Below are 13377 nucleotides of genomic sequence, written 5' to 3' on the forward strand. Positions count from 1 at the left end.
GCGCTCCCCTCGCTTGCCTTGCGGCACGAGGGGTTTTTTGTTGCACGAGTGCCTTTCGTGCAGCGCTTGAACTCCGCCCGAACCTCGCAAAAACCCTCAGCATCGAGAAGAGAATGCCGATGACCGAGCAGGCCACCGGGGCCCACCATCCGCAGCCGCGGCCCCGTTCCGGAGGACAGCACTCCGCCCCCGTCGAGCACGTCACGGGCGCGCAGTCCCTCATCCGCTCCCTCGAGGAGGTCGGCGCGGACACGGTATTCGGCATTCCGGGCGGCACGATCCTGCCGGCGTACGACCCGCTGATGGACTCCACCCGGGTGCGGCACGTCCTGGTCCGGCACGAGCAGGGCGCCGGCCACGCCGCCACCGGCTACGCGCAGGCCACCGGCAAGGTGGGCGTCTGCATGGCCACCTCGGGCCCCGGCGCCACCAACCTGGTCACCCCGATCGCCGACGCCAACATGGACTCCGTGCCGCTGGTCGCGATCACCGGGCAGGTGGTGTCCTCCGCGATCGGCACGGACGCCTTCCAGGAGGCGGACATCGTCGGCATCACCATGCCGATCACCAAGCACAGCTTCCTGGTCACCAAGGGCGAGGACATCCCGCGGGTGATCGCGCAGGCGTTCCACATCGCCTCGACCGGCCGCCCCGGACCGGTCCTGGTCGACATCCCCAAGGACATCCTCCAGAAGAAGACCGTCTTCTCCTGGCCGCCCGTCATGGACCTGCCCGGCTACCGCCCGGTGACCAAGCCGCACGCCAAGCAGATCCGCGAGGCCGCCAAGCTGATCAGCGCCGCCAGGCGGCCCGTCCTCTACGTCGGCGGCGGCGTCCTCAAGGCCCATGCCACCGCCGAGCTGAAGGTCCTCGCCGAGCTGACCGGCGCCCCGGTCACCACCACCCTGATGGCGCTCGGCGCGTTCCCCGACAGCCACCCGCTGCACCTGGGCATGCCCGGCATGCACGGCAGCGTCGCCGCCGTCACCGCGTTGCAGAAGGCCGACCTGATCGTGGCCCTCGGCGCCCGCTTCGACGACCGCGTCACCGGCAAGCTGGACAGCTTCGCCCCCTACGCCAAGATCGTCCACGCGGACATCGACCCGGCCGAGATCGGCAAGAACCGCGCGGCCGACGTGCCGATCGTCGGCGACGCCCGCGAGGTCATCGCCGATCTGGTCCAGGCCGTCCAGAGGGAGCACAGCGAGGGGCACAAGGGCGACTACACCGCCTGGTGGAGCGACCTGAACCGGTGGCGCGAGACCTACCCGCTCGGCTACGACCAGCCCGAGGACGGCTCGCTGTCCCCGCAAGCGGTCATCGAGCGCATCGGGCAGCTCGCCCCCGAGGGCACGATCTTCGCGGCGGGCGTCGGCCAGCACCAGATGTGGGCCGCGCACTTCATCCAGTACGACACGCCCGCCACCTGGCTGAACTCCGGCGGCGCCGGGACGATGGGCTACGCGGTCCCGGCCGCGATGGGCGCCAAGGCCGGGCAGCCGGGCCGTACCGTCTGGGCGATCGACGGCGACGGCTGCTTCCAGATGACCAATCAGGAGCTGACCACCTGCGCCCTGAACAACATCCCGATCAAGGTCGCCATCATCAACAACGGCGCTCTCGGGATGGTCCGTCAGTGGCAGACCCTCTTCTACAACCAGCGCTACTCCAACACCGTGCTGCACAGCGGCCCCGAGGACATCAACCCGGAGGCCAAGGGCACGCGCGTGCCGGACTTCGTGAAGCTGGCCGAGGCGATGGGCTGCGTGGGCCTGCGCTGCGAGCGCCCGGAGGACCTGGACAAGATCATCGCGGAGGCCAACTCCATCAACGACCGCCCGGTCGTCGTGGACTTCATCGTCCACGAGGACGCGATGGTCTGGCCGATGGTCGCCGCCGGCACCTCCAACGACGAGATCATGGCCGCCCGGGACGTCCGCCCCGACTTCGGCGACAACGAAGACGACTGAGCGAGGAAGAGCAAGAAGACATGTCCAAGCACACGCTCTCCGTCCTGGTGGAGAACACGCCGGGCATCCTCGCCCGCATCGCCGCCCTGTTCTCCCGGCGCGGATTCAACATCGACTCGCTCGCGGTCGGCGTCACCGAGCACCCCGACATCTCCCGCATCACCATCGTGGTGGGCGTCGAGAGCCTGCCGCTGGAGCAGGTGACCAAGCAGCTCAACAAGCTCGTCAACGTGCTGAAGATCGTGGAGCTGGAGCCCGGTCAGGCCGTGCAGCGCGAACTCGTTCTGGTGAAGGTCCGCGCCGACAACGAGACGCGCTCCCAGATCGTGGAGATCGTCCAGCTGTTCCGCGCCAAGACCGTCGACGTCTCCCCGGAGGCCGTGACCATCGAGGCCACCGGTTCCAGCGAGAAGCTGTCCGCCATGCTCAAGATGCTGGAGCCGTACGGCATCAAGGAGCTGGTCCAGTCCGGCACGATCGCGATCGGCCGTGGCGCCCGTTCGATCACGGACCGCTCGCTGCGCGCTCTCGACCGGACGGCGTAAGACTGAGAACGGGCGGCCCGCGATCAGCGGCCGCCCGTATGCCGAGACCCCCGAACTTCCTTCCCGCCCGCCGTCATACGGTGGGACGCACCACCTGCACACAAGGAGAGAACCCAAAGTGGCCGAGCTGTTCTACGACGCCGACGCCGACCTGTCCATCATCCAGGGCCGCAAGGTCGCGGTCATCGGCTACGGCAGCCAGGGCCACGCCCACGCCCTGTCGCTGCGTGACTCCGGTGTGGACGTGCGTGTCGGTCTGCACGAGGGCTCGAAGTCCAAGGCCAAGGCCGAGGAGCAGGGCCTGCGCGTGGTGACTCCGGCGGAGGCCGCCGCCGAGGCCGACGTCATCATGATCCTCGTCCCGGATCCGATCCAGGGCCAGGTGTACGAGGAGTCCATCGCGCCGAACCTGAAGGACGGCGACGCCCTCTTCTTCGGTCACGGCTTCAACATCCGCTTCGGCTTCATCAAGCCCCCGGCGGGCGTGGACGTCTGCATGGTCGCCCCGAAGGGCCCGGGCCACCTGGTGCGCCGTCAGTACGAGGAAGGCCGCGGCGTGCCGTGCATCGCCGCCGTGGAGCAGGACGCCTCCGGAGGCGCCTTCGCGCTGGCCCTGTCGTACGCCAAGGGCATCGGCGGCACCCGCGCCGGCGTCATCAAGACCACCTTCACCGAGGAGACCGAGACCGACCTGTTCGGTGAGCAGGCCGTGCTCTGCGGTGGCACCTCGGCGCTGGTCAAGGCGGGCTTCGAGACGCTGACCGAGGCCGGTTACCAGCCGGAGATCGCCTACTTCGAGTGCCTGCACGAGCTGAAGCTGATCGTGGACCTCATGTACGAGGGCGGCCTGGAGAAGATGCGCTGGTCCATCTCCGAGACCGCCGAGTGGGGCGACTACGTCACCGGCCCGCGCATCATCACCGACGCCACCAAGGCCGAGATGAAGAAGGTCCTCGCGGAGATCCAGGACGGCTCCTTCGCCCAGAACTGGATGGACGAGTACCACGGCGGCCTGAAGAAGTACAACGAGTACAAGCAGCAGGACTCCGAGCACCTGCTGGAGACCACCGGCAAGCAGCTGCGCAAGCTGATGAGCTGGGTGAACGAGGAGGCGTAAGCCTGCTGACAGGGGCCGGGGCGGACTGCTCCGGCCCCTGTTGTCCACCCCGTCCAGCCCCGGACGGGTGATCCTTCCGCGGAGGCGTAATACGACGCCCGCCGCGCCACTACACTTCTTGCACAACACGCGTCAGGCCCACAGCGTCGTGCGTCTTCCGCGGCTAGCCCCCCTCCTCCGCCTGCGGCCGTCGGGACGGCCGTCCGCATCGCACATGTGAGGACTCACGTGAGCTCGAAACCCGTCGTACTCATCGCTGAAGAGCTGTCGCCTGCCACCGTCGACGCACTCGGTCCGGACTTCGAGATCCGGCACTGCAACGGAGCGGACCGCTCCGAGCTGCTCCCGGCCATCGCCGACGTGGACGCGATCCTGATCCGTTCGGCCACCAAGGTCGACGCCGAGGCCATCGCCGCCGCGAAGAAGCTCAAGGTCGTCGCCCGGGCCGGCGTCGGCCTGGACAACGTCGACGTCTCCGCCGCCACCAAGGCCGGCGTGATGGTCGTCAACGCCCCGACCTCCAACATCGTGACCGCCGCCGAGCTGGCCTGCGGTCTCATCGTCTCCACCGCCCGCAACATCCCGCAGGCCAACGCCGCGCTGAAGAACGGCGAGTGGAAGCGCAGCAAGTACACGGGCGTGGAGCTGGCCGAGAAGACGCTGGGCGTCGTGGGCCTGGGCCGCATCGGTGCCCTCGTCGCGCAGCGCATGTCCGCCTTCGGCATGAAGGTCGTCGCCTACGACCCCTATGTGCAGCCCGCGCGGGCCGCGCAGATGGGCGTCAAGGTGCTCTCGCTGGACGAGCTGCTGGAGGTCTCCGACTTCATCACCGTCCACCTGCCCAAGACCCCCGAGACGCTCGGCCTCATCGGCGACGAGGCGCTGCGCAAGGTCAAGCCCAGCGTGCGCATCGTCAACGCCGCGCGCGGCGGCATCGTGGACGAGGCGGCGCTGTACGCGGCGCTGAAGGAGGGCCGGGTCGCCGGCGCCGGCCTCGACGTGTACGCCAAGGAGCCCTGCACCGACTCCCCGCTCTTCGAGCTGGACCAGGTCGTCTGCACCCCGCACCTGGGTGCGTCGACGGACGAGGCGCAGGAGAAGGCCGGTATCGCCGTCGCCAAGTCCGTCCGCCTCGCCCTCGCCGGTGAGCTGGTGCCGGACGCCGTCAACGTCCAGGGCGGTGTCATCGCCGAGGACGTCAAGCCGGGCCTGCCGCTCGCCGAGCGCCTCGGCCGCATCTTCACCGCGCTCGCCGGTGAGGTCGCGGTCCGCCTCGACGTCGAGGTCTACGGCGAGATCACCCAGCACGACGTGAAGGTGCTGGAGCTGTCAGCGCTCAAGGGCGTCTTCGAGGACGTCGTCGACGAGACGGTGTCCTACGTCAACGCGCCGCTGTTCGCGCAGGAGCGCGGGGTCGAGGTCCGGCTGACCACCAGCTCGGAGTCCGCCGACCACCGCAACGTGGTGACCGTGCGCGGCACGCTGAGCACCGGCGAGGAGGTGTCGGTCTCGGGCACGCTGGCCGGCCCGAAGCACGTCCAGAAGATCGTCGCGGTCGGCGAGTACGACGTCGACCTCGCGCTCGCCGACCACATGGTGGTGCTGCGCTACGAGGACCGCCCGGGTGTCGTCGGCACCGTCGGCCGCATCCTCGGCGAGGCGGGCATCAACATCGCCGGCATGCAGGTCGCTCGCGCGGCGGTGGGCGGGGAGGCGCTGGCCGTTCTGACCGTCGACGACACGGTGGGCTCCGCCGTTCTGGCCGAGGTCGCCTCGGAGATCGGCGCGACGTCCGCCCGCTCGGTGAACCTGGTCTGATCCACCTGTGCCGGAACGCCGGACGGGCTGAGGGGTACCTCAGCCCGTCCGGCGTTTTTCCGTTGCCTACTTCTGCCCGGCCTCGATCCTCCGGAGCGTCACCGTCGCTCCCACCGCCGCCAGCACCAGGATCACCGCGCCCGCGATGGCCGCGCTCCGCATTCCGCTGGTGAACGCCTCCCGTGCCGTCGCGAGCAGGGTCTCTCCGGTACGGCCCGGCAGCCGGGCCGCGTCGGCCAGCGCACCGCCCAGGGTCTCGCGGGCCTCGGCCGGGGCGGTGGCCGGCATCGTGTGGCGGTAGACCGCCGTACCGATGGAGCCCAGGACCGCCATGCCGAGCGCGCCGCCGAACTCGGTGCCGGTCTCCAGGAGCGAGGAGGCGGTGCCCGCCCGCTCCACCGGCGCGCCGCTCATCGCCAGATCGGTCAGCTGGGACAGCACCATGACCGCCCCGCAGGCGAGGACACCGGCAGCGGCGAGCACGAGCCACAGGGAGTCCGTGCCGACGAGAGCGAGCAGGGCGTACCCGGCCGCGCTGACCGCGAAGCCGGCGGCGACGACGTGTCCGCGGTGGACGCCCCGCTGGACGAGCTGGGCGGTGACCGGTCCGGCGACCCCGATGAGCACTGAGGGGAGCAGGCTCCACAGCGCCGCCTCCAGCGGGCTCTTGCCGAGGACGGACTGGAGGTACTGCGTGGTGAAGATGGCCGAGCCCATCATCCCGAACGCGCAGACGAGGGTCAGGACCAGCGACGGGGTGAAGCCGTGGCCCCGGAAGAGGGCCGGCGGGATGAGCGGCGAGGTGCCGGTGCGCTGACGCCGGACGAACAGGGCCGCGAAGAGCAGGCCGACGGTGATCGAGACGACGTATCCCGGGTTCCAGCCCTCGGAGGGGATCTTCTTCAGGCCGTAGACGACGGGGAGCACGGCGGCCAGCGACAGCGGGACGCTCAGCCAGTCGAAGCGGCCGGGCGCGGGGTTCTTCGACTCGGGCAGCAGCACCGGGCCGAGGAGCAGCAGCAGCGCCATCGCGGGGAGGTTGACCAGGAAGACCGAGCCCCACCAGAAGTGCTCGACCAGGATGCCGCTCATCACCGAGCCGAGGGCGATGCCGCCGGTCATCACGCCGGACCACATGCCGATCGCCTTCGCCCGCTGGGCCGGGTCGGTGAACATCGTGCGCAGCAGGGCCATCGTGGAGGGCATCAGGGTCGCGCCGCCGATGCCGAGGATCGCGCGGGCCGCGATCAGGGTCCCGGCGCTGTCCGCGTAGGCCGCGAGGAGCGAGGCGGCGCCGAAGGCCGCGGCGCCCGTGAGGAGGAGCTTGCGGCGGCCGACGCGGTCGCCGAGCGAGCCCATCGTCATCAGCAGGCCGGCCAGGACGAAGCCGTAGACGTCGAAGATCCACAGTTGCTGGGTGCCGCTCGGGCGCAGGTCGGCGCTGATCGCGGGGGTCGCGAAGTACAGGACCGAGACGTCCATCGAGACCAGGAGCAGCGGCAGCATCAGCACGCCGAGCGCGGTCCACTCACGGCGTCCGGCGCGGGCCGGGGCGTTCTCGCCGAGGTCGGTGGTGCTCGTCGGGTTCATCGTCATGCCGAGGACTGTACGAGCGTCTTAAACGTCTAGAACAAATGTATAGGTCACTTGTCTAGGACGGTTGTATGGATCGCGGGGTAGGGTGACCGCATGGGACACCGTGAGGAACTGCTCGAAGGCGCCAAGCGCTGCCTGCTGGAGAAGGGCTTCCTGCGCACCACCGCGCGCGACATCGTCAAGGAGTCGGGCACCAACCTCGCGTCCATCGGCTACCACTACGGCTCGAAGGACGCGCTCCTGGTGCAGGCGTACATCTCGCTGATCGAGAGCGTCGGCGAGCGCTTCGACCCGGGCCTGGACGGCGAGATGACCCAGCCCCCGGGCTCCCTGGAGCGCTTCCAGGAGGTGTGGGCCGGCATCATCCGCACCGTGCCCGAGTCGCGGGCGATCTGGCTGCTCAGCTTCGAGCTGATGTTCAAGAACGAGCGGCTCGAAGAGGTGCGCAAGCTGCTGGCCGAGGCCCAGAAGGAAGGCCGCGCGGGACTCGTCCCGCTGTTCAGCGGCGTCCCGGAGCCCGACCTGGACGAGGAGACCATCGACACCGAGGGGCGCCTCTACCAGACCCTCCTCAACGGCCTCATGGTCCAGTGGCTCTTCGACCCCGGCACGGCGACCACCGCCGAGCAGCTCACCGAGGGCCTGCGCCGGGTGATGCGGGAAGCCGCGCCGAGCTGACCGCGTCGCGGGCCGGTCGGCGTGCGCCGGCGACGGTCGGCAGCCGCGCCCCCGTGCGGCGTCAGGTCAGAGCCGCGCCCTCTTCAACGCCATGTGCAGCAGCAGCCGGTCCTCCCCGTCGTCCAGGTCCAGGCCGGTCAGTTGTTCCACGCGGGACAGACGGTAGTAGAGGGTCTGGCGGTGGACGCCCAGCTCCGCCGCCGTGCGGCCGGCCTGGCCGGCGCAGTCGAGGTAGACCTCGGCCGTGCGGGCCAGCTCCCGGTGGGCGGGGGAGAGGAGCGGGCCGACCACCCGGTCGTACGCGGCCTCCGGCGGCAGCGCGGTCAGCAGCCGGTACGCCCCGATCCGCGCCCACTCCGCGACCGGCCCGAAGCGCGGCTCGGCGAGCGCGGCCCGCGCGGCGGCCGAGGCCTCCTGCCAGACCGTGCCCAGCTCGGTGAGGCCGGTGCGGGGCTCGCCGACCCCGGCCGCGCAGCCGGTGGCCCCGGCGGCCCGGGCCCCGGCGGTGAATCCCGCGGCGACCGCCGCCGCCACCCGGGCCCCCGCCCCGCGCGCCGCGCCGCCCGGCGCCCCCCGGGCCCCCTCGGCCTCCTTCAGCAGCCGCGCGGCCGCCGCCAGCGCGGGTGTGCTGGACTCCGTGGTCCGCAGGCGCACCAGCAGCGCGAGGCTCTGCCCCGAGGCGCCCCACGGCAGCGTGCACAACGCCGTTGCGTGCGGGATCGTACGGGCGGCCGGGGCGTCGTCCGGGTCGGCCGACGGCCAGGGCGCGACACAGACCAGGGTGTGCGGGCCGTCCGCGCGGGGCCCCAGCGCGGTGCGCAGCTCGGCCACCGCCATGTCCCGCTGCCAGCCGCGTTCCGCGGTGAGCACCGCCCGCAGCTCCCGGCTCAGCCCCGCCCCGGCCTCCGCCTCGTCCGCGAGCAGCGCGCCGATCCGGCCCGCGACCCGCATGGCGGCGGCCAGCTGGGCGCCGGTCGGCCCCGGATCGCTGTCCAGCAGCCAGACGTAGCCGAGGACCACGCCCCGATGGCGTACCGGCAGACAGATCCGGCCACGGTAGACACCGGCCTCGGGGCTCGACGGGATGCGGACCGGCTCGGTCGCGCGCGTGATGCCGAAGCCCTCGAACCAGGCGCGGACCGTCGCCGTGGAGCGCCGGGTCAGGATCGAGCGGGTGCGCACCGGGTCCAGCGCGGTCGGGTCCAGCTCGTCCTCGCTGTCGTAGGCCCCGAAGGCGATCAGCTCGAAGTCGCGGTTTTCCAGGGTCGCGGGCACCCCCAGCAACTCGGAGATCTCGTCCACCAGCTCCTGGTAGTCCGCCTTGAATTCAGCCGCCACCCGGGCATTCTCCCCCATTTCCCGGCCACCTTCATACATCTGTCTGAGATCCCGGGCACGGATGCGTGACAGCTGTCGATGGCCGACGATCGGAGAGATCCTTAGGTTTCACGGTGGTTCCCCGTGCCGTACCCGAATCATCGGGTGATGGCCGTATTTGGTGCTTGTCTGTGGAGGTGCCCCGTGCTGGGTCCCGTGATTCTCGCCGCGTCGCGCAGCGACCGGATGCGACGCCTGATCTCGGCGGCCCCGGTGACCAAGCAGGTCGTCGACCGCTTCATCCCCGGCGAGACCGTGACCGACATCGTCCCGATCGTCAAGGACCTGACGGCCAAGGGCCTGGAGCTGACGATGGACGTCGTCGGCGAGGACATCACCACCCCCGAGCAGGCCACCGCCGCCCGCGACGCCTACCTGGAGCTGATCGACCACCTCAAGGACCTGGGGCTGGGCGAGCGCGTGGAGATGTCCGTCAAGCTGTCCATGTTCGGCCAGGCGCTGGACGGCGGCCACGAGCTGGCGCTCGCGAACGTCCGCCCGGTCGTCGAGGCCGCCGCCGCCATCGGTACGACCGTGACGCTCGACGCCGAGGACCACACCACCCTCGACTCGATGTTCGCCATCCACGAGGAGCTGCGGAAGGACTTCCCGCAGACCGGCTGCGTCATCCAGGCCTACCTCTTCCGCACCGAGGCCGACGCCCGCCGCCTCGCCGCGAACGGCAGCCGCGTCCGCCTGGTCAAGGGCGCCTACAAGGAGCCCGCCGAGGTCGCCTACCAGCAGAAGCACGAGATCGACAAGGCCTACGTGCGCATCCTGAGGACGCTGATGGAGGGCGAGGGCTACCCGATGATCGGGTCCCACGACCCGCGTCTGATCGCCATCGCCCAGGAGCTGGCCCACAAGGCCGGCCGTAAGCTCGACGAGTACGAGTTCCAGATGCTGTACGGCATCCGCGGCGAGGAGCACCTGCGGCTGGCCGCCGAGGGCCACCGCATGCGCGTCTACACCGCCTACGGCACCGACTGGTACGGCTACTTCATGCGCCGTCTCGCGGAGAAGCCGGCCAACCTGCGCTTCTTCGTCCGCAGCATGATCAGCAAGGGCTGAGCCCGAACACCCGCTCACGTACAAGGAGTTACGGATCTCATGGACGCTGTGACCCAGGTCCCCACCCCCGTCAACGAGCCGGTGCACGGCTACGCCCCCGGCTCGCCCGAGCGCGCCCGGCTGGAGGTCAAGCTCAAGGAGCTGGCCGAGAACCCGATCGAGCTGCCGATGACCATCGGCGGTGAGAAGCGGCTGGGCGGCGGCGAGCCGTTCGAGGTCGTCCAGCCGCACAACCACAAGGCCGTCATCGGCACCGGCCGCCACGCCACCCAGCAGGACGCCAAGGACGCCATCGACGCGGCCCTGGCCGCCGCGCCGGCCTGGCGCGCGATGTCCTTCGACGACCGCGCCGCGATCATCCTGCGCGCCGCCGAGCTGCTGGCCGGCCCCTGGCGCGAGACCCTCGCCGCCTCCACCATGCTCGGCCAGTCCAAGACCGCCCAGCAGGCCGAGATCGACACGCCCTGCGAGCTGGTCGACTTCTGGCGCTTCAACGTCCACTACGCCCGCCAGATCCTGGCCGAGCAGCCCCCGGCGAACTCCCCGGGCGTGTGGAACCGCCTGGACCACCGCCCGCTGGAGGGCTTCGTCTACGCGATCACGCCGTTCAACTTCACGGCGATCGCGGGCAACCTGCCCACCGCCCCCGCCCTGATGGGCAACGTGGTGGTCTGGAAGCCGTCCCCGACGCAGACCCACGCGGCCGTGCTCCTCATGCAGCTGCTGGAGGAGGCGGGCCTGCCCAAGGGCGTCATCAACCTCGTCACCGGCGACGGCATCGAGGTCTCCAAGGTCGCCCTGGTCCACCGTGACCTCGCGGGCATCCACTTCACCGGCTCGACCAAGACCTTCCAGTACCTGTGGAAGACGGTCGGCACCAACATCGAGAAGTACCGCTCCTACCCGCGCCTGGTCGGCGAGACCGGCGGCAAGGACTTCCTCGTCGCCCACCCGAGCGCCGACCGCGCCGTCCTGAAGACCGCCCTCACGCGCGGCGCCTTCGAGTACCAGGGCCAGAAGTGCAGCGCCACCTCCCGCGCCTACATCCCGGCCTCCATCTGGAACTCGGGCTTCAAGGAGGAGTTCGCGGCCGAGGTCGACTACCTGACCATGGGTGACGTCACCGACCTGTCGAACTTCATCGGCGCCGTGATCGACGAGCGTGCCTTCGCCAAGAACAAGGCCGCGATCGACCGGGCCAAGGCGGACCCGACCTGCACGATCGTCGCGGGCGGCAGCTACGACGACTCGGTCGGCTACTTCGTCCGCCCGACCGTCATCGAGTGCACCGACCCGGAGAACGAGGTCTTCACGACCGAGTACTTCGGCCCGATCCTCGCGGTGCACGTGTACGACGACAGCTCGGCCGAAAAGTACGACGAGATGCTGACCCAGATGGAGTCGGTGTCGGACTACGCCCTCACCGGATCGGTCATCGCGAACGACCGCGCCGCGGCGGCCCACACGATGGAGAAGCTCCGCTACGCGGCCGGCAACTTCTACATCAACGACAAGTCGACCGGCGCCGTCGTCGGCCAGCAGCCCTTCGGCGGCGGTCGCGCCTCCGGCACCAACGACAAGGCCGGCGCCCCCCAGAACCTCCAGCGCTGGACCCTGACCCGCGCCATCAAGGAGACCCTGGTCCCGCCGACCGACTACGCCTACCCGCACATGGGCTGACCAGCCCCCGCGAGCACGGCCCGGGGAGCCCGACATCCGAGCGGGCTCCCCGGGCCGTTCCCATGCGCCCGGCGATCGGCCCCCGGCACACGGGGCACCCTAGGTGCGCCTGTGGGCGGCGCGGTCGGGTGGCGGGGGAGACCGGCTGGTGCTGTGCCACGGCGGGCCGGGGCTCTGGGACATGTTCGGCGACGTGGATCGTCGACGGCGCCCGGGACATCCGCCCCCGTAGCGCCGTCGACTCCCTCGCCGCGATTCTGCCCCGCGCCCGCCGGGTGGTCCTGCCGGCCGCCGGGCACCTGCCGTGGGTGGAGGACCCGGAAGGTTTCCGGCGCGCGATACTGGCGCCATGATCCTGCGCCTCGCCCACACCGCCGATCTGGACGCCGCCGAACTCCGCGCCGTACGCGCCCTGTTGGACGACGCCTTCGACGGGGACTTCTCCGACGCGGACTGGGAGCACGGGCTGGGCGGGATGCACGCGCTCGTCCGTGACGCGGCCGGGCTCGCCGCTCATGGGGCCGTGGTGATGCGCCGGGTGCGGCACCGGGGGCGCTGGCTGCGCGCCGGGTATGTGGAGGCCGTCGCCGTGCGGGCCGACGTACGGCGGACCGGGCTCGGCGGGCGGGTGATGGCCGGGCTGGAGCGGGTGGTCGACCGGGCCTACGACCTCGGCGCGCTCTCCGCGAGCGACGACGGTGCCCCGCTGTATGCCGCCCGGGGCTGGCAGCGGTGGGCCGGCCGGGTGCACGCCCTCTCGCCGGACGGGATCGTCCGGCTGCCCGAGGAGGAGGGCGACGTGTACGTGCGGGGCGTGCTCGACCCGGACGGGGAGCTGGTCTTCGACTGGCGGGACGGGGACGTCGTCTGAGGCGGTGATCAGGCCGCGCAGTCGAAGGCACCTTCTCCGGGGTGCCCGCGCTGTCGCGGCCGCCGTACCGGCCCTGATCCGCATCCTGCGCTCCCTTGCCCCAGGTTCCCCCGAACGCACGAAAGCCCAGCTCAGGGCGGTGCGATCCGGTTCCCCGTCTCAGATAGTAGGAAGTCCGAGTAATTGTGCAGACAGAAGCGGGTCACTCCCTTAGTTTTGTAGGAGCCGAACGTCTCGCTCGATCCAGCGAATGGCGGTCGTGAGCCGGGCCCCGTGCAGGCAATCCCTGCGGCCACCGCTCCCCGCCCCTTCCGGGGTCTCGTAACCCCCTCATTGCCGTGCTCCACGTATGCCGAAGGAGTCGATCGCCATGGCCGAGACGACCGTCCGCCGCCGAGTCCGCCACGTGTCCCGCACGAGCGAGTCCGACCGCAAGAACGCCGCCGCCGCCCTCCAGCGCGCCCTGGACCGCCGGGACAACGGCGGCGAGACCGGCCACTGAGCCGGACCACCAGCCGGGAGCCGCACCCGACGGGGTGGGGGGGGGGGGGGGGGGGGGGGGGGGGGGTCCGGGGGGGGGGGGGGGGGGTGGGCAAGGGCGGAAACCGGGGTCTCTGATGGGGTTTTTGGTTGGGGGGGGGGCGAGAGGGGTGG

At 70.9% G+C, this 13377-nt stretch carries 11 protein-coding genes; 9 read left to right on the forward strand and 2 right to left on the reverse strand.

Annotated features, from left to right (window positions below; genetic code table 11):
- The first annotated feature begins 119 nt into the window (after positions 1–119).
- From ACZ4WH_RS27405 to serA, 4 genes are all read left to right on the forward strand, one after another.
- Positions 120–1970: an acetolactate synthase large subunit gene (locus ACZ4WH_RS27405; RefSeq protein WP_468185226.1), complete on the forward strand. Its 1851-nt coding sequence runs from the start codon at positions 120–122 to the stop codon at positions 1968–1970.
- A 20-nt stretch (positions 1971–1990) separates the two neighbouring features.
- Positions 1991–2515, forward strand: a complete 525-nt coding sequence (gene ilvN / locus ACZ4WH_RS27410; protein ID WP_468185229.1) for an acetolactate synthase small subunit — start codon at positions 1991–1993, stop codon at positions 2513–2515.
- 118 nt (positions 2516–2633) lie between these two features.
- Positions 2634–3632, forward strand: coding sequence for a ketol-acid reductoisomerase (ilvC, locus tag ACZ4WH_RS27415; protein ID WP_468185232.1), 999 nt, complete (start codon positions 2634–2636; stop codon positions 3630–3632).
- Positions 3633–3860: 228 nt separating this feature from the next.
- Positions 3861–5450: a phosphoglycerate dehydrogenase gene (gene serA, locus ACZ4WH_RS27420; RefSeq protein ID WP_468185235.1), complete on the forward strand. Its 1590-nt coding sequence runs from the start codon at positions 3861–3863 to the stop codon at positions 5448–5450.
- 66 nt (positions 5451–5516) lie between these two features.
- Here the strand turns inward: serA and ACZ4WH_RS27425 are convergent, their stop codons facing one another.
- Complete coding sequence (locus tag ACZ4WH_RS27425) at positions 5517–7046, reverse strand: MFS transporter (protein WP_468185237.1); 1530 nt, start codon at positions 7044–7046, stop codon at positions 5517–5519.
- A gap of 93 nt (positions 7047–7139) precedes the next feature.
- Here ACZ4WH_RS27425 and ACZ4WH_RS27430 point away from each other — a divergent pair, with 93 nt between their 5' ends.
- On the forward strand, positions 7140–7724 hold the full coding sequence (locus ACZ4WH_RS27430; RefSeq protein ID WP_468185240.1) for a TetR/AcrR family transcriptional regulator: 585 nt from the start codon (positions 7140–7142) through the stop codon (positions 7722–7724).
- Positions 7725–7790: 66 nt separating this feature from the next.
- Here the strand turns inward: ACZ4WH_RS27430 and ACZ4WH_RS27435 are convergent, their stop codons facing one another.
- Complete coding sequence (locus ACZ4WH_RS27435) at positions 7791–9080, reverse strand: PucR family transcriptional regulator (RefSeq protein ID WP_468185243.1); 1290 nt, start codon at positions 9078–9080, stop codon at positions 7791–7793.
- Positions 9081–9245: 165 nt separating this feature from the next.
- Between ACZ4WH_RS27435 and ACZ4WH_RS27440 the strand changes: the two genes are divergently transcribed.
- The 4 genes from ACZ4WH_RS27440 (at position 9246) to ACZ4WH_RS27455 (ending at position 13225) form a co-directional block, all read left to right on the forward strand.
- Positions 9246–10172 (forward strand): proline dehydrogenase family protein, encoded by a 927-nt coding sequence (locus ACZ4WH_RS27440; RefSeq protein WP_468185245.1) that lies wholly within the window; start codon positions 9246–9248, stop codon positions 10170–10172.
- Between the two features lie 39 nt (positions 10173–10211).
- Positions 10212–11852, forward strand: coding sequence for an L-glutamate gamma-semialdehyde dehydrogenase (gene pruA, locus ACZ4WH_RS27445; protein WP_468185248.1), 1641 nt, complete (start codon positions 10212–10214; stop codon positions 11850–11852).
- A 349-nt stretch (positions 11853–12201) separates the two neighbouring features.
- Complete coding sequence (locus tag ACZ4WH_RS27450) at positions 12202–12723, forward strand: GNAT family N-acetyltransferase (protein ID WP_468185251.1); 522 nt, start codon at positions 12202–12204, stop codon at positions 12721–12723.
- A 370-nt stretch (positions 12724–13093) separates the two neighbouring features.
- The gene (locus tag ACZ4WH_RS27455) at positions 13094–13225 is read left to right on the forward strand and encodes a hypothetical protein (protein WP_015493350.1); all 132 of its coding nucleotides are present in this window, start codon (positions 13094–13096) and stop codon (positions 13223–13225) included.
- Positions 13226–13377 lie beyond the last annotated feature (152 nt).

Source organism: Streptomyces sp. NPDC029138 (genome assembly GCF_055564375.1).